This window comes from Mesorhizobium bavaricum (genome assembly GCF_056781655.1).
In genome coordinates, this window is record NZ_CM165566.1 from 5,131,422 (window position 1) to 5,152,454 (window position 21,033).

Genomic DNA, 21,033 nt, shown 5'->3' on the forward strand with positions numbered 1-21,033 from the left:
TCCCTCATGTGGGGACGGTGAGACGCTCAGTACTTTTCCGGCACGTAGAGCTCGCGCGGCAGCGTCTGGCGCTCGTATTCAGGATTGAAGACGCGCTCGGGCAGCGTGATCTCCTCGTGCGGCACCTCTTCATACGGCATCTGCTTGAGCAGATGGTCGATGCAGTTCAGCCGCGCCCGCTTCTTGTCGTTGCCCTCGACGATGAACCAGGGCGCCTCCGGAATGTTGGTGCGGGCAAAGGTCTCTTCCTTGGCCTTGGTGTACTGCTCCCAGCGCACGCGCGACTGCAGGTCCATCGGCGAGAGTTTCCACTGCTTCATCGGATCGTGGATGCGCATCAGGAAGCGCATCTGCTGCTCCTCGTCGGTGATCGAGAACCAGTATTTGACCACGGTGATGCCCGAGCGGACCAGCATGCGCTCGAACTCCGGCACGTCGCGGAAGAATTCCTCGACCTGATCGGGCTGGGCAAAACCCATCACCCGTTCAACGCCGGAGCGGTTGTACCAGGAGCGGTCGAACAGCACGATCTCGCCGCCGGCTGGCAGATGCGGCACATAGCGCTGGAAATACCATTGCGACTTCTCGCGCTCGGTCGGCGCCGGCAGGGCGACGACACGGCAGATGCGTGGATTGAGCCGCTGAGTGATGCGCTTGATGACACCGCCCTTGCCGGCAGAGTCGCGGCCCTCGAAGACCACCACCAGCTTCTTCTTGTGATAGGCGACCCAGGACTGCAGCTTGATCAATTCGGATTGCAAGGTGATCAGGTCGCGAAAATATTGCATCCGATCGATCGAAGGCGGATGCGAGTTCTTGTAGATCTTCGCGATCTCCATCGACAGCGCCGGCTCCGACATTTCGAGCTCATAGTCTTCATCGAGCGTGTCGGCGAGTTCGGCTTCAAGCCAGTCCCTGGCGGGAGAATTCTGTTTTAGCTCGGTCATTTCAGCTGCTCCGCTTGCAAGCCGTGTCGATCCACGTCCGGCGCCCAACCCCTGGCCTGCGTCCCGGAGTGGCAACACCTGAGCCGACTTCAATATAGACCGGCAATGACGGTTTTATTGCAGACTGAGCACGATGGCCGCCGCAGCAAATCCCGCGAGGCATGATCGATCCGTCGCCGTGGCATGTCGACGAGCGGTCTAAATTGTCCTACAAATATCTTTCCCCAAAGCCCCTTTCCCCAATGCAATCGCGAGGACTGACATGGAATACCGCACCCTCGGCCGTTCCGGCTTGAAAGTTTCGACACTGACCATGGGCACGATGACCTTCGGCGGCGCCGGCGCGTTTTCGGCTGTCGGCAAGACCGATCTCGACGAGGCGCGCCGGATGATCGATCTCTGCATCGATGCCGGCATCAACGTCATCGACACCGCCAACGTCTATTCGAACGGCATTTCGGAAGAGATCATCGGCGAAGCACTCGGCGGCAAGCGCAAGGGCGACGTGCTGATCGCCTCCAAGGCGCGGATGCGGATCGGCAACGGTCCGAACGACGAAGGCCTGTCGCGCTATCACCTGATCCGCGAATGCGAGAAGAGCCTGAAGCGGTTGAAGACCGACGTCATCGACATCTACTTCCTGCACGAATGGGACGGCACGACACCGCTCGAGGAAACCATCGCCGCGCTCGACACGCTGGTTGCCCAGGGCAAGATCCGCTATGTCGGCTGCTCGAATTATTCCGGCTGGCAAGTGATGAAGGCGCTCGGCATCAGCGACAGCCATCACCAGCCGCGCTTCGTCACCCAGCAGATCCACTACACGCTGGAAGCGCGCGAGGCGGAATATGAATTGCTGCCGATTTCGGTCGACCAGGGGCTCGGCGTGCTGGTCTGGAGCCCGCTTGCCGGCGGATTGCTGTCCGGCAAATACCGCCGCGACAGCCCCACCGCCCGGCAGCTCGCCGGCTGGTCCGAACCGCCGATCCGCGACGAGGACCGGCTCTGGCGGATCGTCGACGTCCTTGTGGAGATCGGCTCGCAGCGCGGCGTGTCGGCAGCGCAGGTGGCACTGGCCTGGCTGCTCGGCCGGCCGGCGGTCAGTTCGCTGGTGATCGGCGGCAGGAGCGAAACGCAGTTCCGGGACAACATCGCGGCGGCAAGCCTCGTGCTCACCGGCGAGGAGCGTGAACGCCTCGACGCGGTCAGCCGGCCGCCGGTGCTCTACCCCTACTGGCACCAGCAGCTGACGGCAAAGGACCGCTTCGGCGCCGCCGATCTGGTTCTCGACCGCAGCGGCGTGTGACCCCAGATTTCGACGAGGAACCCGGCGGACGACGCCGGCCCGGCACTTAACCCGTGATGTAGCGCCAGACCTCGGGATCAGGCTCGATCTGGCCGCTGAGCACGAAGTATTTGTAGAGCACGAGCAGGGAGATCGCCTGCTCGTGCTTCTCGTCGGTGAATGTCCGGCAATAGGCATTCGCCGCGGCAATGATGCGTTCGGCCACTGCCGGGTGTTGTTCGAAATAGCGCACCTTTTCGGCAACGTCGGCAAAATCCGGGTCGAGCGGTACATAGTGGATGTTGGCCTCGAGTTGCTTCTCCGCGAACCATGTTTCGTATGTCGGCGTGGGCATCAGGCAGAGCGAATTCGAGTTCATGATCCATTTGAGGTTGGTCGCCACGTCATTGCCTTCGAGCGAGACGATGTAGCGATAACGCTGCTGCTGGCCGATGCTGAGAAATGGCTTGCGGTACTCGGCCGGCGCGTACGACTTGTGTGAGCCGGCGTCGCAGAACGGCAGATCGCGTACGGCATCCAGAAATCTTGTCCGTATCGGATTGTTGAGATCGCCGCGCCAGACCACGGCAGGGAGCTTGTCGGCGAACGCGGTTGCGTCGGCAGGCATGTGGAAGTGCCGGAACTTGTTGAATTTCAGAATGATCGCATTGCTGTTGTCGGCATGGATCGGCCGATCCTTGACGAGCGACGGCACCTTCGGCACATCGACAACATCGCCGAATTCCAAGTCTATGAGCAATTTGGGGTCAAAATACCGGGCAATCTCTTTGAGGTCGTAATAGTACGTGCTCGGTGCAAACGGCAGATTGTCGATACGCACCGCAGCCGGGCTGGGCGAAAATGGGTCCTGCAGCTTGTTGTAGTAATTTAGCCGCTGGCGAACCGATCCGTCCGGAAGCCGGGCTTTTTCGAGGCGACTCGCCAGCCGCCGTCGGAAGAGTGCTTGCGGCGCGATATCGCGCATGACGTTTCGCGTATAATAGAAAACCCTTGCCGTCGTTCGCTGTATGGTGGCCATAATTCACTTGATCAAAACAAACCTCGATCAAAACAAACGGTGGCTGTTGTTGTTCCCTCGGGCCTATCGTGCCACGCATCTGCGGACACCCGACGCGGCGCGTGAACACTGATCTGGATGGGGAACCGGCGGACGATGCCCGCCGGCCGCTAGCCCATGATATAACGCCAGACCTCGGCGTCGGGTTTGATCTGGCCGCTGAGCACGAAGTATTTGTAGAGCACGAGCAGGGAGATTGCCTGCTCGGCCTGCTCGTTGGTAAATGTCCGGCAATAGGCATTCGCAGCAGAAATGATGCGTTCGGCCTGCGCCGGATGGCGCTCGAAGTATGCCACGCGCTCCGAAAGGTTGGAGAAATCCGCTTCGAGTGGCACATAGTGGACGTTAGCCTCGAGCTGGTTTTCCGCGAACCATGTCTCGTATGTCGGTGGCGGCATCAGGCAGAGCGAGTTCGAATTCATGACCCATTTGAGGTTGGTCGCCACGTCGATGCCTTCGAGCGAGACGATATAGCGATAGCGCTGATGCTGGCCGATGCTCAGATAGGGTTTGCTATACGCGACCGGCGCATTCGGCTTGTGTGAGCCGGCGTCGCAGAACGGCAAGTCGCGCACTGCGTCCAGAAACCTCGTCCGTATCGGGTTGTTGAGATCACCGCGCCAGACCACGGACGGGAGCTTGTCGGCGAATGCGGTTGCGTCGGCAGGCATGTGGAAATGACGAAACTTGTCGAGCTTCATGATGACCGCATTGCTGTCTTGCGCACGGATAGGCCGATCCTTGACGATCGACGGCACCTTCGGCACCTCGACGATGTCGCCGAATTCCACATCGACGAGCAATGACGGATCGAAGTAGCGGGCAAATTCCTTCAGGTCGTAATAGTACATTGTCGGGTCAAAAGGCAGCTTGCCGATGCGCACGGCATTCGCGCTGGGCACAAAGGCATCGTGCAGCTTGTTGTAGTAATTCAGCCTATGGCGAACCGAGCTGTCCGTGAGCCTGGCCTTTTTGAGCCTGTTCGCCAGTTGCCGGCGAAACAATTCCTGTGGGACGGCGTCGCGCGCGAAATTTCGCACATAATAGAAAACCTTAGCAGTCGTTCGCGCAATTGTGGCCATCGATCACTTGATCAAACAATGGGCAGCTCGCAATATGTTGGTGCCCCGGCTCTCCCTACACCATTGTGCCGCGCATCTTGCAAGCCCCGGACCGTCATCGACGCGAACGACCGGGCACTATCGCTTCAGCTGTTGTGTTTGACGGCTAATGCTCCTAGGCAGGACCAGAGCCGCGAGGCAGTGAAAAGGAGCCGATATGGCGCGACCACCAAACTACGATCACGAACGCAAGGAACGCGACCGCCAGAAGGCGGCCAAGAAGGCCGAGAAGCTGGCGGCCAAGGTTGCCGCGCGAGAGCGTTCAAAGCCCGAAGACGAGACCGAAACCGAAACCGAAACGGCAAAGTGACGGCAAAAGGCCCGCGCATGCGGGCCCGTGCCTCATTCCAGATTGTCGCCTTGTATCAGGCCGGGGCCTTGTCGCTGACAAAGACGTCCACTTCGCGCGCTGCCGCAATGAAGGCGCGCCTGGCGTTCATCGCCGGCTTGTCGCCGGCCAATGCATCATGACAGGCCTGCAGGGCCGCGCGATGCTTGGGGCTGCGCTTGCCGGGCCAGTTGTTGAGGAGGTAGTCGGAAGCCTCACGGGCCGTGCGCAAGAGCTGAGTGCTTCCCGCCGCGACTGACTTCACAGTCACAGGTGTTTCAAATCGGTTGTTTTCCATCGCCGCTCCTTACGCCATCGGCGTCTGTGAAGCGAGGCCGAAAGTGCACGCCGCGCCCTGACGCCGCCTTTTGCGCGGCGATTGCCCTGCCCTTTGCAGCGAACTAAGCGGCGACGACCGCAAAGCCCCTGGCGCGAAGGCCACGCCGGTCGTTGGCGAGCGACGTCACCAGCCGGTCGCGGCTGCCGACGATGTGGGCCGAAAGCAGGCGCGTGGCTTCATCGGCATCGCCAAGGCGGGTCGCCGCCAGAATGGCGCCATGTTCGGCCCAGGCACGAGCAAGCGCCGCCTCGTCGCGAACCTCCAGCCAGCGGGCCCGAGACAGGCGGGTCATGGCATCGCGGACCGCACGAAAGAGGAACTCATTGCCAGACAGGCGTGCCAGCTCGATGTGGAAATCCATGCCGACACGATGCCATTCCTCGCGCGGCGTGTCGGTGTCGCAGGAGTCGAGCATGGCCTGGATGACATCGACGGCGCTCCGGTCCGCCAGGATGCATGTCAGGCGAAGCGCTGCAAGCTCGACCGCCTCCCTGTAGACGGCGATCTGCTCGAGCTCGGCAAGGTTGATCGGTGACACCGTCCAGCCACGGCCGTCCCTGCCGACCAGGCCCTCGGTCTCGAGCCGCAGCAGCGCGGCCCTGACCGGGGTTCGCGACGCGCCGAAGCGGCTTTCGATCCAGCGCTCGGTCAGTTTCTCGCCGGGGCCGATCTCGAGGCCGAGGATCATCTGCCGAAGCTGTTTTTCGACGCTCTGCATCTGCGACATTGTCGTTTCCGTTTCTGTGGCCCGTTGCCGGCGAGCGGCTTGCTGGCGGCATTTTCCGATCACGTTCAAGGGTCGCATTGACAGCGCCCACGCTTGCGTCCATGACGGATACCAACTTGGTATCCCAAAACGGTATCCGCAGCAACCTCCTGACGCGGCGTTGCTTGGACAGGACAATGACATGCCGCAGAACACGCCCCCGGCCACCGACAGCACCTACAACATCCACTGGCGGCGCAATCTGTTCGTGTGTTTTGCCGGCTCGTTCTCAACGCTTGTCGCCATGACACTGCTCTTGCCGTTCCTGCCGCTCTATATCGAGCAGCTCGGCGCCCAAGGCCACGCGGCGATCGTGCAATGGTCGGGCATCGCCTATGGCGCGACCTTCTTCGCGGCGGCACTGGTCGCACCACTGTGGGGACGTCTGGGCGACCGCTACGGTCGTAAGCTGATGTTGGTTCGCGCCAGCTTTGGCATGGCCATATGCATGTCGCTGACCGGCATGGTGCAGACCGTGTGGCAGCTGGTGCTGCTGCGGCTGTTGATCGGCTTTGCGGGCGGCTATTCCTCGGGTTCGACCATCCTGGTCGCCATGCAGACGCCAAAGGAGCGCTCCGGCTGGGCGCTGGGCTTGCTGTCGGCCGGCATCACAGGCGGGGCACTGGTCGGTCCGCTGGTTGGCGGCGCCCTGCCGCCGCTGATCGGCATCCGCGCCACCTTCCTGCTGTCCGGCGGCGTCATCTTCCTGGCGTTCCTGGCGACCACGTTTCTGATCAAGGAGAATCCCCGACCGAAAACGACAGACGCCGCATCGAAGCAGAAGCCGAAAGGCGGCTGGGCACAAATTGCCGACAAACGGCCTGTTGTCGCCATGCTGGCGACCGGCATGCTGTTGAGTTTCGCCACCATGTCGATCGAGCCGATCATCACCGTCTATGTGCAGCAGCTCATCGAAGACCAGAGCCGCGTCACGCTGATATCAGGTGTCGTCATGTCGGCGGCGGCGCTTGGCGCCATCCTGTCGGCCTCGCGCCTCGGCAAGCTCGCCGACCGCATCGGCCATTGGAACGTCATCATCGGCGCGCTTGCCGTCTCGGCGCTGCTGCTGATCCCGCAGGCCTTCGTCACGCAGAGCTGGCAACTCATCGGGCTGCGCTTCCTGATGGGCCTGGCGCTGGGCGGGCTCCTGCCCTGCATCACCAGCGTCATCCGTCACAATGTGCCCGACGGCGTCGGCGGCAATGTGCTCGGGCTCTCGATCTCCGCCCAATATGTCGGACAGGTCGCCGGTCCCTTGCTTGGCGGCTTTGCCGGTGGCCATTTCGGCATGCGCTCGGTGTTTCTGGGCACATCCATCTTGATGGCCGGCGGTGCGGTGTATAACTGGCTGGCGCAGTCGCGCCGCGAGCAGGACATGCTCGCCAATGCCGGCAAGACCTGACCGAATTGGGTCTTATGCCTTGAACGTCATGGAGCCCCAGATATGAGCACGGCCGAGCAATCTTCCGGCAACAGCGGCCGTGTCCTCGTCCTGGCCGGCGGCGTCTGTGGTGCCGCCGGCGTGGCGCTGTCGGCCGCGGCGGCGCATCTGGGCGGCGCCTTTGTCGGCACCGCCGCATCCTTCCTGCTCATGCATGCGCCGGTTTTCCTCGCAGCCGGTTTGCTTGACGCGAACCGGATCCTGCGCATCGGCAGCCTGATCCTGCTGGTCGGGCTTTTGTTGTTCTGCGGTGACCTGCTGTCCCGCGATTTCCTCGGCTCGCGGCTGTTCCCGCTGTCGGCGCCGATCGGCGGCACCTTGCTCATCGCCGGCTGGCTGGTGATCGCTGGCTCGGCGCTGGTGCGCGCGCGTTCCTGATCAGACCGGATCCGATCAATCCTGTCGGCGCTCGGGCTGATTGAGCACTTCGCGATTGTGCCGCCGCAGACGCACCAACCGACGCCTCTCCGGTTGCTCGGAAGCCGGCGCGATGCCCCAGTAGTTGCGGTAGATGTCTTCGAACAGATAGCTCACGGGATGCATAGCATGTATTCCTTTCAGTGCTTGAATCGATCCAATCGGCGGTCGCGAAAAGACGACCCCGATCAGCTCCGCTTCCGCCTCACAAAAGACCGTAGCTCGCGAACCCATGGGCCGGCTCTGCCACGGCGCTTCGCGGTCGCGGCATTCGAACTGATGCTCCAATCGTTGCGATAGATGTCCTGGAAGAGATAGTTGACGGGATGGATGACACATCTCCCTTTCTATGAATTGAATCGATCCAACCGTAGGAGCCATTCAGTTCCTTGGATCGATTCAAATGTACACCTTGTCGGGCCTTCGATCAAGGCAAAATTTGAACCGATCCAACGAAAGTGTTAGATGGAAATGAATTCAGGAGACGAAGATGGCGCCATTGACCTCTGGAAAGACAAGACCGGTCCGGCTGGCAGACATTGCCAAAGCGGCCGGCGTGTCGCACGGCACTGCGTCCAACGTGTTCGCCCGCCCGGAGATCGTGCGCGAGGAGGTCCGCGAACGGGTCAAGGCGGCAGCCGAGGCAATGGGATATGGCGGACCCGACCCAAAAGGCCGACTGCTGCGCGCCGGCAAGGTCAACGCCATCGGTGTCGCGACCGCGGAACCATTGTCCTATTTCTTCGACGATCCTTTCGCCCGGGTGATGATGGCCAGCATCTCGCAGGCCTGTGACGCGACCGGTGCGGGAATCTCGCTGGTCTCCGCCGCCAACAACGAACAGCTCGCCTGGAACATCCAGAGCGCGCTGGTCGATGGCTTCATCGTCTTCTGTGTCGACGGCGGTTCAAGGCTGGTCGAACTGGCGCGTGAACGCAAGCTGCCCTTTGTGGCGCTCGATCTCGATTCAGACGACGACGAGGCGGTCGCGGCGATCGGCGTCGACAACATCGCCGGCGCCGGCATGGCGGCGCGACATCTGACCGAACTTGGGCATCGTCGCTTTGCCGTGCTTGCCCTGCCCTGTGCGGACGACGGCTTCGGCCCGACCACGCAGGCGAAAGTGGAGATGGCGCTCTACTCCGGGACACGCGACCGCCTGCGTGGCTACTTCGCGGAACTCGACCGCGTCGACATCGACGTCTCGAAGGTGCCGATCTACGAAACCGTCAATGACGAGGAGAGTGTCTGGGCCGGCCTCGACCATATTTTTGCCGGCGCCAAGACACCGACCGCGATCCTGGCAATGTCGGACAGGATCGCCCTGCATGCACTGGACTGGCTGCGGCAGCACGACATCACTGTACCCGGCGACGTTTCGATCGTCGGCTTCGACGGTGTCCCGGAAGGAGGGTTTTCCAAGCCGCCGCTGACCACAATCGTCCAGCCGATCGCCGAGATGGGCCGCCTCGCCGTCAAGGCGATCCTCGAAAACGACGGCACATTCAGTCGGCAATCGCTGCCGGTCGACCTCGTGGTGCGGGCCTCATCCGGCCCCTCGCCCGCCTGAGCCACCTGACGCTCTCACCGGCCCATTCTTGTTGCCATCGACGACATGCCGAAGGACGCTTGGACGGGCGGTGCGGCGTTGTGAGCCGGCCTGCTTTTCCCGGACCAGCCAAGACTCGAAAGCCATTCGAGATAGTAGGCAAGCGCAAACTGCATGGCGATGCCAGCGGCAATCAACAGGCTGTCATAGGCAAGCCCGCCCGGGTTGATCAGCTTCAGCACCTGCGCCGTCAGGGCGAGCACCGTGCTGGCAATGAAAACCGGCAGCGATCGTTTGCCCAATATGGCAAGCGGATGATCTCGCCCGGTGCGGAACAGGTTCGAGATGGCGGGGAATGCCACGATCAGGTAGCTCACCGCCAGAATATGCAGCAGCCTCGGCAGTGCCAGGAACGTCTTGTCGAAGCCGGTCAGCACGGGAGGTAGGCCCAACCAGGAGATCTGCCCCCAGAGCGGACTATGCACCCACACCAGCGCCGTGGCGGTGTAGGCCAAAGCCGCGCCAACCAGCCAGCGATTGACTGGGATGCTGCCGCCGCGACGCACATGCAGCGTGCCGGCCAGGCCGATGTTGAACAGGAACTGCCACGACAGCGGGTTGAGAAACCAGAAGCCGGGCTCGGGGTAGTTGGGCGGCGCGATCTGGTAGATCCCCGCGATCAGCCACAGCGCGCCGGATGCGGCCAGCGCCGGCAATGGCCGGTAGCTGACGAAGAGCAGGAAGGCCGGCGCCAGCAAGAGCAGCACCGCATAGACCGGCAGGATGTTGTTGTAGCCGAGCTGGTGGCCGAGCGTCACGATGCCGACCAGCACTTGCGGTGTATTCTTGATCAACGGCTCGATGTTGATCATCGTCAAAAGCTCCGGCCGCCTGGCGAACACGGCCGCCGCGCAGAAGATCGCCATCACCACCATGGTGGTAACGATGTGGGCGGCATAGAGCACGCCAGCGCGGCGCCACATCTTCAACGTTGCCAGCAGCCTGTTTCCGGGCTGAAATTTCTTGCCATAGGCGAGCGCGACTGAGACACCGGAGATCAGCACGAAGACCTCCGCCGCGTCCGAAAAGCCGAAATTCTTGTAGGTCAGATACTCGAAGGCGGTACCCGGCACGTGGTCGACGAAGATGGTCAGCAAAGCGAGAGCGCGGAGCACATCGATGCGCGTGTCGCGTTCCGAGACGCGATCAGCGCGATCCGGGATACGCGTGCCGCGATCCGGGATGCGCGAATCGCGATCCGAGACTCGCGTATCGCGGTCTGGCGAAAATTGGGTGGTCATCGACAAAAGGCCTCAAAGCTGGTTGTTCATGCCGGCAATGCGACCCCCGGCGCACCGCTTCGATTCCTCCCGAAGGAATGGTATCGGCGAAGAAACGGACACTAATGCGCCCGGTTCAATCAACTTTCGCGGAGCTTGAAAATATTGCGTTTTGAAGCCGGCAAACTGACCGGAACCGTCATGAAATCAAAAGGATGAGACCGTGACCGAAGAGCCCTCACAAGATGGTGTGCTACGGCGTGATCTTGCCTTCGACTACCGTCTTTACGGCCCGGCGGATTCAACTGGAGAATGCTTCTTCCTGCTGCATGGGTCGGGCGTCGACGAGACGACATTGGTGCCGCTGGCACGAGAGATCGCGCCGCACGCCGCGGTGATCGCCGTGCGCGGCCGCATCGTCCAGGAGGATGGCTTCCGCTGGTTCGCGCGGATCACGCCGACGCGCTTCGAACAGCAGAGTATCCACACCGAAACCAACGCTTTTGCGGGCTTCGTCAGCGACGCGGCAAGACGCCACAATCTCGACCTCGCCCGCACGACGTTCCTTGGCTATTCGAACGGCGCCAATCTGGTTTCGAGCCTGATGCTGCTGCATCCCGGCATCGTCGAACGCACCGCGCTGCTGCGGCCGATGCCGGTGCTCGACGACGTGCCGGCGGCGGATCTGTCAAGCGTGCGGGTGCTGATCATCGCCGGCGCTGCCGACCTCACCTATGCGCCCTTCGCGCCAGCTCTGGTGACATTGCTCAGCCAGCATGGCGCCGACCTCGATGCCCGGATTGTTGTATCGGGTCATGAATTCGGCCGCGTCGACGCGGCAATCGTGAGGCAATGGCTGAAGGCGCCCATCGCGCAAAGCTGATTGACGGCGGAAGCCATCATCTCGCAGCCATGCGCGCACTTCCGCTCCCGCAACCAACGAGGCAAGTCCGCTTCCGAACTGGCGGGATGACCGCCGGCCCGATAGTGCGACAGGGCCAAGCGCAGCAGCGGATAAGATTGAGCGACGGCGCCCTGGCGCCTGCCCGGTGTTCGGATCGCTGATTGTCAGCATGACTTGTTTCCACACGCGCACCGTTTTTCCGGGGCTGGCGGATCGCCGATATCGCGCCCTACCTGATGCCTGCCGCGGTGGCACTGGCGCCTGCCGCCGAATGAACTGTTTTGCCTACCCTCGCCCCATCCGGTTCCAGGCGTCCAGCCCGGCGATCTTGTAGGCTTCGGCAAGCGTCGGATAGTTGAAGGTGTTGTTGACGAAGAAGTCGACGGTGCCGCCGAGATTGATCACCGCCTGGCCAATGTGGATGAGTTCCGTGGCGCCCTCGCCGATGATATGCGCGCCGAGCAGCCTACGCGTCTCGATCGAGAACAACAGCTTCAGGAAGCCGGTGTTGACGCCCATGATGTGACCGCGCGAGGTCTCGCGGAAACGCGCCACGCCGACCTCATAGGCGGCCCCACTTTCACGCACCTGTTCCTCGGACTGGCCGACCGTCGAGATTTCCGGCACCGCATAGATGCCATAGGGAAAGGTTTCCGGCGATGGCGGCAGCGGCACGCCGAAAGCATGACAGGCCGCCACCCTGCCCTGCTCCATCGAGGTCGAGGCCAGGCTTGGAAAGCCGATGACGTCGCCGGCGGCATAGATGTTGGGCACGCTGGTCTGGAAGGTATGCGGATCGACCTTGATACGCCCTCTGGAGTCGGCGTCGATGCCGACGACATCCAGGCCCAGGCTGCCGACATTGCCGGTGCGACCGGCGGCGTAGAGCACCACCTCGGAGCGAATGGTGCGGCCATCGGTCAGTTCGACCTCGGCGGCCTCAGGCTTGGAGCGGATCTCCTTCACCGCGCTGCCCAGGCGGATCGTCATGCCGCGATCGCGCATCTGGTGGATGAAGTCGTCGACGATCTCGCGGTCGACGAAATCGAGGATGGAGTTGCGCGGCTCGACCAGCGTCACTGGCACGTCGAGCGCGGAAAAGATCGTCGCATATTCGACCCCGATGACGCCGGCGCCGATCACGGTCAGTGTGCGGGGCAAACGGTCAAGCTCCAGCATTTCGTCGCTGTCGAAGACGCGGGTCTTGTCGAAAGGCACGTCGCGCGGCCGATGTGGCCTTGTGCCGACCGCGATCAGCGCATTGGCAAAACCGACCTCGCTATAGTCGCCGGTGTCGGAGGTCAGGCTGACCTTGTTGGGGCCAAGAAACTTCACATCGGCGCGGGCGCTCTTGACCGTGTTGCGCATGAACTGGTGCTGCAGCACCTCGACCTCGTGGTCGAGCGTCTTGTGCAGGCGCTCGACCAGATCGTGGACCGAAATATCCTGCTTGACCCGGTAACCGCGTCCGTAAAAGCCGCGCTCGCGCCAGCCGGAGAGGTTGAGCACGGTTTCGCGCAGCGTTTTCGACGGAATGGTGCCGGTATGCACCGAGACGCCGCCGAGACGCCGGCCGCGATCGACCACCAGCACCGATTTGCCGAGCTTGGCCGACTGCACCGCGGCGCGCCGCCCAGAGGGGCCACTGCCGATGACCAGCATGTCGTAGTCCATAGTGCCCCGTCCCTTTTGCCCCTGCGCGCTTTGTTGCGCCGCAGCAAGCTAATGCCATCCGCGCCGCGAATTCAACCGATTCAGATTGCATCTCATTCGCACGCGCTTTGCGCGCCGCAAAAAAAGCACGATCTTGATTCCGCCGCAGGCCTTCACCATTTCATTGCTGAGCGGCCCGCACCCTATGTCGGGCCCCGTAACGGGGAAATGACATGAACGCGCGCGTTCTCGACGGCGAAATCATCACCTCCAGGCTTGACGATGTCAGGGCCTATGACGGCGTGCGCACAAAGCGCATCCTGGCCTTCGTGATCGACTATATCATCGTCGCGCTGCTCACCATTCCATTCGCCATACTGGTGTTCTTCCTCGGCCTTTTGACCCTCGGCCTTGGCTGGATGCTGTTTGGTGTCCTGGTGCCGGCCGTCGCCATCCTCTACATCTGGAACACGCTGGGCAGTGCCGACCAGGCCACGTCAGGCATGAAGATGATGGGCATCCGGCTTGACCGGCTCGACGGCAGGCCGATCGATGGTCTCACCGCCGTCGTCCACTCGGTGCTGTTCTGGGCCGGCAACGTCATCCTGTCGCCGCTGGTCCTGCTTGTGACCTTGTTTGCCGATCGCAAGCGCACGCTGCACGACCTTTTGCTCGGCACTGTTGTCAGCCGGACGGACCGCTGAAACGACGCTCTGAAGAGCATTCACAGCCGATTGAGTGTAAATGTGAAGGCGTCGAGTCAACCACGCCTTCACAATCCTGTTGAATTTTTCGCCATCCGCGCCAAAGGTAGAGCGATTCGAAGGAGTGTTTCCAAGGCTCGATGACGCAGCACCCGACCCAGTCGCCGCAGTTCTTCCTGACCGCGCCGTCGCCGTGCCCCTATCTCGACGGCCAGTTCGAGCGCAAGGTGTTCACGCACCTGGTCGGCGACAAGGCGGCGGAGATGAACGACCTCCTGACGCAAGGCGGCTTCCGGCGGTCGCAGAACATCGCCTACAGGCCGGCATGCGAAACCTGCCGCGCCTGTGTTTCGGTACGCATCCTGGCCCAGGAATTCGTCGCCAGCCGCAATATGAAACGGGTGCTGCAGCACAATTCCGATCTCGTCGGCCACATGCACAATGCCGAGCCTTCGACCGAACAGTATTCCCTGTTCCGCAGCTACCTTGACGCCCGCCACCGCCGTGGCGGCATGTCCGACATGACGGTGCTCGACTATGCCATGATGGTCGAGGATACCCATGTCGATACCAAGGTGATCGAGTACCGGCGGCGCGGACCCGACACCTTCATCACCGGCAAGGGACAGGGCGAACTCATCGCGGTGGCGCTCACCGACAAGATGGCCGACGGCCTGTCGATGGTCTATTCCTATTTCAATCCCGATTTCGAGGAGCGGTCGCTCGGCACGTTCATGATCCTCGATCACATCGCCCGCGCCCGGGCGATGGGCCTGCCCCATGTCTACCTGGGATACTGGGTCAACGGCTCGCGCAAGATGAATTATAAGATGCGCTTCATGCCGCAGGAGCATCTCGGCCCGAAAGGCTGGGAGCGCTACACCAACGAAGCGGTTTCACGCTGAGTTTTTCCACGTTCCACACTTAAACTGTTTCAAGGCAGGGGGTGCTGTTCTTTCAGCCGCTTGGCTGGAGAGTGCGTCATTGCGCCGGTGCCGTCTGCACTTCATTTCGAAAGTTACCGCATGTCCTCCCACCACGACCACCAGAAGGGCCTTCTGATAACCGCCATCGGCGGGCTGCTCCTGACAGTCGACATTCCGCTGATCCGGCTCGCCGACGGTGGCGCATGGACCATCATGTTGCTGCGCACCGGCACCACCTTCGCCTCGGCCATGATCGTCTGGTCGATATGGCGCGCGCTGAGCCGGAATGCCCCACAGCTCATCCCCGGCTGGCCAGGCCTTGTCGTGGCGATATGCTACGGACTGACGGGAGTGACCTTCGTCACCGCCGTCTACCACACGTCAACCGCGAACCTGGTGTTCATCCTGGCCTTCAACACCGTGTTTGCGGCGTCGCTGTCCTGGATATTCCTTGGGGAAAGACCGCGGCTGGTGACGATCGCCGCGATGCTGACCATGATTTTCGGCGTGCTGGTCATCGTTGGAGGATCTGTCGGCACCGGGCATCTGTTTGGCGACTTCATGGCGCTGTGCTCGGCCTTCTTCGTCGCCGTGGCCATCACCATCTCGCGCGCCAGCGGCAAGGACATGGGCTTCACGGCCCTGGTCGGCGTCCTTCTGCCGCTCGCGCTGGCGGCGTTCATGGTCACCGGCGAAGGTTTTCACGTCAACGCGCCGTGGTGGATCATCTTCAACGGCGCGGTGATCATGCCGATCTCGTTCTTCTGCCTCGCCAACGGGCCGAAATACATTTCAGGGCCCGAAGTGGCGATGTTCTACCTGCTCGAAACCGTGCTGGCGCCGGTCTGGGTGTGGATGATCTTTGCCGAAACACCGACCCGCAACAGCCTGATCGGCGGCGCGATCCTCATCGTCACGCTGATCGCCCATTCGCTCTGGCAGTTGCAGGACGGCCGCAAGCGCCGGCCCGACCTTGCGGTGCATCATCCGACCTAACCGGGCTGGATTGCAGAATCAGGCGCTGGCTTTCTTCGCCATACCGGGTTCCGGCAGAACCTCGATCTGCGGGCCGGCTTCGATTTCGGCCGCAGAAGCAGGGACGATTTCGTCCATCAGTTCCACCTCGCGCAGCCACTCGCGCCAGATCGCAACCAGCAGGGCCATCAGCACCGGGCCGATGAACAGGCCGAGGAAACCCATGGTCTTGACGCCGCCGATCAGGCCGAAAAAAGTCGGCAGGAAGGGCAGTTTTATCGGTCCACCGACGAGCTTCGGGCGCAATGTCTTGTCGACGATGAACAGCTCTACCGCACCCCAGAGGAACAGCGCCAGCCCGGCCATCGGCGAACCGCTGGCAGCGAGGTAGATCGAGACCAGGGTGAAGGACAATGGTGCGCCGCCGGGGATCAGCGCCATCACACCGGTCAGGGCGCCGAGTGTCACCGGCGACGGCACGCCGGCGAGCCAGTAGGCAATGCCGAGCACCAGGCCTTCGCCGATCGCGATGACGGTCATGCCGGTCACAGTCGAAGAGATCGTCGCCGGCACGACGCGCGAAATCCGCTCCCATCTGGTCGGCAGGATGCGTTCGCCGAGGCGGTCGACCTGGCCTGCAAAATGCTCGCCGTCACGATAGGCGAAGAATAGCGCGATCATCATGAACAGCAGCGTCAGGAGCAGGCCGAAAGCGCTGCCGCCGGCGGCAAGGACGCCGCGATAGATGCTGCCGATGTTGGCGCCGCTGACGAGCTGGATCAGTTCGCCAATGCCGCCTGGATGGCCAAAATTGGTCGTCCATTGCTCGTTCAGCCACTCGCCCACGATAGGCATCGTGGCGATCCATTGCGGCGTGACGGCACCGTGCCGGTTGGTGTCTATCGCCCAGCCGACCCACTCGCGCACCTCATTGATGGCGTAGGTGCCGGCGAGCGCGATCGGCACCACCAGGAAGGCGAGGATGAACAGGATAGCAAAGGTCGCGGCGATGGTGCGGTTGCCGCCAACGGAAACAAGCAGGCGCCGGTAGAGCGGCCAGCTGGCGAAAGCGATGACAAGCGCCGCCAGCACCGGAAACAGGAAGCCATGGAAGAAATAGACGCCGGCGGCGACGATCAGCACCAGCAGCCAGCGCGCCGCCGACAGTGGCGGAATGACAGCGGACCGCAACGGCGTCGACAGGCCGAACAGGCGCTGATGGCGTTCCGGTTCCTGGATTTTTGCTTCCTTCAAACGCCTGCCTCTCCCAAACACCCTGCCGGCTTATGCACTGATATAGTGCAGCAATCGTGACGACATTCCAAATCGTGATGAAGTTCCTCCCTTCTCCCAGTGGGAGAAGATGGATCGGCGCAAACGCCGGGACGGATGAGGGTGCTGGAAGAAACGAAGCGTCGGCTGTCATGTCGCCCGGTCCGGATAACGATGCGCCAACTGGAACACCCCCAAATCCGACCGAGCTTGCGCTCGGCCACCTTCTCCCAGGGGGGGGAGAAGGGAGAGACGCTCAACTACCCGAACTTCCCCGTCCTCGGAAATCCCTTCGGCACCATTCGTCCGGCCGAGGCACGGGCGCCGATCCATTCGGCCAGTTCCTCGCGCGACCGGGTGAAGGTGCGGTCGGCTGAATCCTGCCAGGAGAGGCCGCTCTGCAGCGTGAACGGCCTGAGATCGAGAAGGCCGCCGTCCTTGTATTTCTGCAGCCGTACGCCCTTGCCGCGGCCCATTTCCGGAATCTCGGAGAGCGCGAACACCAGCATCTTGCGGTTCTCGCCAACGATGGCGAGATGGTCGCCGGTGACGGGAATGCAACGCTTGGCTTCGTCCGGCGCCTTGACGTTCATCACCTGCTTGCCCTTTCGGGTGTTGGCGACGACTTCCTCCTCCGGCACGATGAAGCCATTGGCGTCATGCGAGGCCAGCAAAAGCCTGCGCTTCGGATCGTGAACGAAGGCGGTAACGATGTCCTGATCATTGTCCATGTCGACGATGATGCGGATCGGTTCGCCATGGCCGCGCCCACCGGGCAGCCGGTCGGCGCCGATGGTGTAGAACTTGCCGCCGGTGGTGAAGACCAGCACCTTGTCGGTGGTCTGGGCATGGAAGGCGAGCTTGAGGCTGTCGCCCTCCTTGAAGGTCAGCGTCGAAAGATCGGCCAGATGCCCCTTCATCGCCCGCAGCCAGCCCTTTTCCGAGACGACCACGGTGACCGGCTCGCGCTCGATCATGGCATGGGCGATGTCGGTCAGGTCATGCTCGGGCGCATCGGCGAACTGCGTGCGGCGCTTGCCGAGCTCGGTCTCCGGGCCGAACTTGTCGCGGATGTTGGTGACTTCCCACTTGATCGTCGCCCATTGCTTCTCGTTTGAAGCAAGCAGCGCCTCGATCTGCTTTTTCTCGGCGCTCAGGCCGTCGAATTCCTTGCGGATTTCGAATTCTTCCAGCTTGCGCAAAGCGCGCAGCCGCATGTTGAGGATAGCTTCGGCCTGGGTGTCGGTGAGCGACCAGCGGGCCATCATCACCTGCTTCGGCTCATCCTCCTCGCGGATGATCCTGATCACCTCGTCGATGTTGAGATAGGCGATCAGGTAGCCTGCGAGGATCTCCAGCCGTCTTTCTATCTCGCCGAGGCGATATTTCGAGCGGCGGACAAGCACGTCGCGGCGATGCTCGAGCCATTCCTGCAGCACGCCCTTCAGCGACAGCACGTTCGGTACCTTGCCCCGCGACAGAACGTTCATGTTGAGCGGGAAGCGGCTTTCGAGCTCGGTGAGCTTGAACAGCGATTCCATCAAGATGCCCGGGTCGACCGAGCGGCTCTTCGGCACCAGCACGACACGGATGTCTTCCGCACTTTCGTCCCGGATATCTTCGAGCAGCGGCAGCTTGCGCGCCATCAGCAGCTCGGCGATCTTCTCGATCAGCCGCGCCTTCTGCACGCCGTAAGGGATTTCCGTGACAACGATGCTCCAGGTGCCCCTGCCCTGATCCTCCTGGATCCACTTCGACCGGACGCGGAAGCCGCCACGCCCGGTTTCATAGGCTTCGAGGATCGAGGCGCGGCTGTCGACGATGATGCCGCCGGTCGGGAAATCCGGGCCCTGGACAAAGTCCATCAGCTTCGCCACCGGCGCATCCCGATGCTCGATCAGGTGAAGCGCCGCGTCGCAAAGCTCGGCCGCGTTGTGGGGCGGGATCGAGGTCGCCATTCCCACCGCGATACCGGACGAGCCGTTGGCCAGCAGGTTCGGAAAGGCGCCGGGCAAGACCACCGGCTCCTCGTCCTCTTCATTGTAGGTCGGCCGGTAGTCGACAGCATCCTCGGTGATGCCGGACAACAGCTCGGTCGCCACATCGGTCATGCGCGCTTCGGTGTAGCGCATGGCAGCGGCGTTATCGCCGTCGATGTTGCCGAAATTGCCTTGCCCGTCGACCAAGGGGTAGCGCATCGAAAAATCCTGCGCCAGCCGCACCAGCGCGTCATAGATCGACTGGTCGCCATGCGGGTGGAACTTGCCCATCACCTCGCCGACGATGCGGGCGCATTTGGCAAAACCCTGGTCGGGGTTGAGCCGCAGCAGGCGCATGGCGTGCATGATGCGGCGATGGACCGGCTTCAGTCCGTCGCGCACGTCGGGCAGCGCCCGGTGCATGATGGTCGACAGCGCATAGGCCAGATAGCGCTCTTCCAGCGCCTTCTTCAGATCGACCGGCTCGATATGATCGCCACCGCCATTTTCAGGCGGCAAAAGCCTTTTTCCCATGGGCTGGGACTAACCGAGCGGGTGATTCGCGGCAAGAGGCCGACAGATATACCGGCCCTTCTGCAACATGAAACGGCAGGCCGACGGATGTCGACCAACATCAGCCTGTTACACGCGGCCTCTAGGCCAAGTTCGATGATATCAAGCAACCTGCTCTTCATGACAAATTCACCGGTTTGCGCAAAGACGGTTGGATCGAGTTTGCCTTTCACTGCGATTTTCGACCATTGTGCCGGGATACGCCTTTTTCCCGTCCAGTTCGTCACGGAATGGTGATGGCGCAAAGAATTGAAAAACAATTTCAGGACACTCTCAGGGACCTTGCGATGACAATCAAACGCTCAACTCTCCAGAAACTGGCTTTTTCGACCTACTTGCTCACGCTGCCGCTGAACGCGGCTCTCGCACAAGACACAGCGGTCGCCGACCGGCTGAAGGCGGCCCTTACCGCCCAGGGCGTCGACATCTCCTGGACCGGCGTGACCGGCGACAACACCAGCATGGTGCTGCAGGGCGTTGCCATCAAGCCGGCGGCGGAAAAGGAAGCGCTCGCCATCGGCGACGTCAAACTCGAAGGCGTCACCGAGGCCAACGGCGGCTATGATATCGCCACCGTGTCGACGTCGGCATTCGAGCACTCAAAGGATGGCGTCACCCTCAATCTCAGCCCTTTCGTCATCCATGACATGACGGTCCCGGCTGACGGTTCCACCGGTCCGCTGGGCTCGCTGATGATGTACAAGTCGGCCGAACTCTCGAACATGACGGTCAAGGTTGCCGACAAGACCGCCTTCTCCATGGACGGGCTTGCCGTCGAGATCACGCCGCCAGCGGACGGCAAGGCGATGGAATTTACCGCCAACACGGAAAAGTTCAACGCCGACCTGACGCTGGTCGACGACCCCAAGTCCAAGGAAGTCATCAACGCGCTCGGCTACCAGAACATCTCCGGCAATCTCGAGATGGCCGGCACCTGGCAGCCCGCGGACGGCAAGATGGAACTGTCGAAATACGACATTTCCGTCGAGAATGCCGGCACGCTCGGCATGACCTTCGATCTTGGCGGCTACACGATGGACTTCATCAAGTCGCTGCAGGACATGCAGAAGAAGATGGCGGCACAGCCCCAAGGCGCCGACAATTCGGCGCAAGGCATGGCCATGCTCGGCCTGTTGCAGCAGCTGTCGTTCAACAGCGCCTCGATCCGTTTCGACGACGATTCGCTGACCAACAAGGTGCTGGATTATGTCGGCAAGCAGCAAGGCATGTCGGGCAAGGACATCGCCAACCAGGCCAAGGCGATCGTGCCGTTCGGCATGGCGCAGCTCAACAATCCGGAACTGACGGCGCAAGTCACGGCCGCGGTCAGCAAGTATCTCGACGATCCGAAAAGCATCGAAATCTCGGCCGAGCCGCCGGCATCGGTGCCGTTCGCGCTGATCATGGCAGGCGCCATGTCCAACCCGCTCGACCTGCCGAAGACGCTCGGCGTCGCGGTCAAGGCGAACGAAGACTGATCGAAGCGACCTCAACG

The 21,033-nt window shown here is 62.0% G+C and carries 20 protein-coding genes; 10 read left to right on the forward strand and 10 right to left on the reverse strand.

All coding sequences use genetic code 11. The features are described 5' to 3' along the window. Nucleotides 1-26 precede the first annotated feature (26 nt). Nucleotides 27-947: a polyphosphate kinase 2 gene (gene ppk2 / locus AC1RZR_RS25210; protein ID WP_477275622.1), complete on the reverse strand. Its 921-nt coding sequence runs from the start codon at nt 945-947 to the stop codon at nt 27-29. 262 nt (nt 948-1,209) lie between these two features. On the opposite strand from ppk2, the gene AC1RZR_RS25215 reads away from it, so the two are divergent. Beyond that, nucleotides 1,210-2,253: an aldo/keto reductase gene (locus AC1RZR_RS25215; RefSeq protein ID WP_481826331.1), complete on the forward strand. Its 1,044-nt coding sequence runs from the start codon at nt 1,210-1,212 to the stop codon at nt 2,251-2,253. Nucleotides 2,254-2,299: 46 nt separating this feature from the next. Here the strand turns inward: AC1RZR_RS25215 and AC1RZR_RS25220 are convergent, their stop codons facing one another. Then, nucleotides 2,300-3,271: a glycosyl transferase family 90 gene (locus AC1RZR_RS25220; RefSeq protein ID WP_477275626.1), complete on the reverse strand. Its 972-nt coding sequence runs from the start codon at nt 3,269-3,271 to the stop codon at nt 2,300-2,302. Between the two features lie 149 nt (nt 3,272-3,420). Next, nucleotides 3,421-4,392: a glycosyl transferase family 90 gene (locus AC1RZR_RS25225; RefSeq protein WP_477275628.1), complete on the reverse strand. Its 972-nt coding sequence runs from the start codon at nt 4,390-4,392 to the stop codon at nt 3,421-3,423. Between the two features lie 196 nt (nt 4,393-4,588). Between AC1RZR_RS25225 and AC1RZR_RS25230 the strand changes: the two genes are divergently transcribed. Further along, the gene (locus tag AC1RZR_RS25230) at nt 4,589-4,741 is read left to right on the forward strand and encodes a hypothetical protein (protein WP_111545757.1); all 153 of its coding nucleotides are present in this window, start codon (nt 4,589-4,591) and stop codon (nt 4,739-4,741) included. Nucleotides 4,742-4,796: 55 nt separating this feature from the next. Here AC1RZR_RS25230 and AC1RZR_RS25235 read toward each other — a convergent pair whose 3' ends face one another. Both AC1RZR_RS25235 and AC1RZR_RS25240 read right to left on the reverse strand, forming a co-directional pair. After that, on the reverse strand, nt 4,797-5,057 hold the full coding sequence (locus tag AC1RZR_RS25235; RefSeq protein WP_109668581.1) for a DUF982 domain-containing protein: 261 nt from the start codon (nt 5,055-5,057) through the stop codon (nt 4,797-4,799). Between the two features lie 103 nt (nt 5,058-5,160). Next, on the reverse strand, nt 5,161-5,826 hold the full coding sequence (locus tag AC1RZR_RS25240; RefSeq protein WP_379095887.1) for a GntR family transcriptional regulator: 666 nt from the start codon (nt 5,824-5,826) through the stop codon (nt 5,161-5,163). Nucleotides 5,827-6,007: 181 nt separating this feature from the next. Here AC1RZR_RS25240 and AC1RZR_RS25245 point away from each other — a divergent pair, with 181 nt between their 5' ends. Together AC1RZR_RS25245 and AC1RZR_RS25250 are read left to right on the forward strand one after the other, a co-directional pair. Continuing rightward, nucleotides 6,008-7,267, forward strand: a complete 1,260-nt coding sequence (locus tag AC1RZR_RS25245; protein WP_481826332.1) for a multidrug efflux MFS transporter — start codon at nt 6,008-6,010, stop codon at nt 7,265-7,267. A 42-nt stretch (nt 7,268-7,309) separates the two neighbouring features. Further along, nucleotides 7,310-7,684: a DUF423 domain-containing protein gene (locus AC1RZR_RS25250; protein ID WP_481826333.1), complete on the forward strand. Its 375-nt coding sequence runs from the start codon at nt 7,310-7,312 to the stop codon at nt 7,682-7,684. Between the two features lie 15 nt (nt 7,685-7,699). Here AC1RZR_RS25250 and AC1RZR_RS25255 read toward each other — a convergent pair whose 3' ends face one another. Continuing rightward, complete coding sequence (locus AC1RZR_RS25255) at nt 7,700-8,011, reverse strand: hypothetical protein (protein ID WP_481826334.1); 312 nt, start codon at nt 8,009-8,011, stop codon at nt 7,700-7,702. Between the two features lie 202 nt (nt 8,012-8,213). On the opposite strand from AC1RZR_RS25255, the gene AC1RZR_RS25260 reads away from it, so the two are divergent. Beyond that, nucleotides 8,214-9,293, forward strand: coding sequence for a LacI family DNA-binding transcriptional regulator (locus AC1RZR_RS25260; protein WP_481826335.1), 1,080 nt, complete (start codon nt 8,214-8,216; stop codon nt 9,291-9,293). A 14-nt stretch (nt 9,294-9,307) separates the two neighbouring features. Here the strand turns inward: AC1RZR_RS25260 and AC1RZR_RS25265 are convergent, their stop codons facing one another. Further along, a complete protein-coding gene (locus AC1RZR_RS25265; RefSeq protein WP_481826336.1) occupies nt 9,308-10,573 on the reverse strand; it encodes an OpgC family protein in 1,266 nt (421 codons plus the stop codon). 202 nt (nt 10,574-10,775) lie between these two features. Between AC1RZR_RS25265 and AC1RZR_RS25270 the strand changes: the two genes are divergently transcribed. After that, nucleotides 10,776-11,435: an alpha/beta hydrolase gene (locus AC1RZR_RS25270; protein WP_481826337.1), complete on the forward strand. Its 660-nt coding sequence runs from the start codon at nt 10,776-10,778 to the stop codon at nt 11,433-11,435. 306 nt (nt 11,436-11,741) lie between these two features. Here AC1RZR_RS25270 and sthA read toward each other — a convergent pair whose 3' ends face one another. Continuing rightward, on the reverse strand, nt 11,742-13,130 hold the full coding sequence (sthA, locus tag AC1RZR_RS25275) for a Si-specific NAD(P)(+) transhydrogenase (protein WP_481826338.1): 1,389 nt from the start codon (nt 13,128-13,130) through the stop codon (nt 11,742-11,744). Between the two features lie 212 nt (nt 13,131-13,342). Between sthA and AC1RZR_RS25280 the strand changes: the two genes are divergently transcribed. The 3 genes from AC1RZR_RS25280 (at nt 13,343) to AC1RZR_RS25290 (ending at nt 15,735) form a co-directional block, all read left to right on the forward strand. Further along, nucleotides 13,343-13,813, forward strand: a complete 471-nt coding sequence (locus tag AC1RZR_RS25280; RefSeq protein ID WP_477275647.1) for an RDD family protein — start codon at nt 13,343-13,345, stop codon at nt 13,811-13,813. A 140-nt stretch (nt 13,814-13,953) separates the two neighbouring features. Beyond that, entirely contained in the window at nt 13,954-14,718 is a 765-nt protein-coding gene (locus AC1RZR_RS25285; protein ID WP_352730614.1) for an arginyltransferase, read from the forward strand. A gap of 120 nt (nt 14,719-14,838) precedes the next feature. Then, on the forward strand, nt 14,839-15,735 hold the full coding sequence (locus AC1RZR_RS25290; protein WP_481826339.1) for a DMT family transporter: 897 nt from the start codon (nt 14,839-14,841) through the stop codon (nt 15,733-15,735). A gap of 18 nt (nt 15,736-15,753) precedes the next feature. Here AC1RZR_RS25290 and AC1RZR_RS25295 read toward each other — a convergent pair whose 3' ends face one another. Both AC1RZR_RS25295 and parC read right to left on the reverse strand, forming a co-directional pair. Then, nucleotides 15,754-16,968, reverse strand: coding sequence for an AI-2E family transporter (locus AC1RZR_RS25295; protein WP_481826340.1), 1,215 nt, complete (start codon nt 16,966-16,968; stop codon nt 15,754-15,756). Nucleotides 16,969-17,246: 278 nt separating this feature from the next. Beyond that, a complete protein-coding gene (gene parC, locus AC1RZR_RS25300; RefSeq protein ID WP_481826341.1) occupies nt 17,247-19,499 on the reverse strand; it encodes a DNA topoisomerase IV subunit A in 2,253 nt (750 codons plus the stop codon). A gap of 326 nt (nt 19,500-19,825) precedes the next feature. Here parC and AC1RZR_RS25305 point away from each other — a divergent pair, with 326 nt between their 5' ends. After that, nucleotides 19,826-21,016 (forward strand): aq_1923 C-terminal domain, encoded by a 1,191-nt coding sequence (locus AC1RZR_RS25305; RefSeq protein ID WP_481826342.1) that lies wholly within the window; start codon nt 19,826-19,828, stop codon nt 21,014-21,016. The last annotated feature ends 17 nt before the right edge of the window (nt 21,017-21,033 follow it).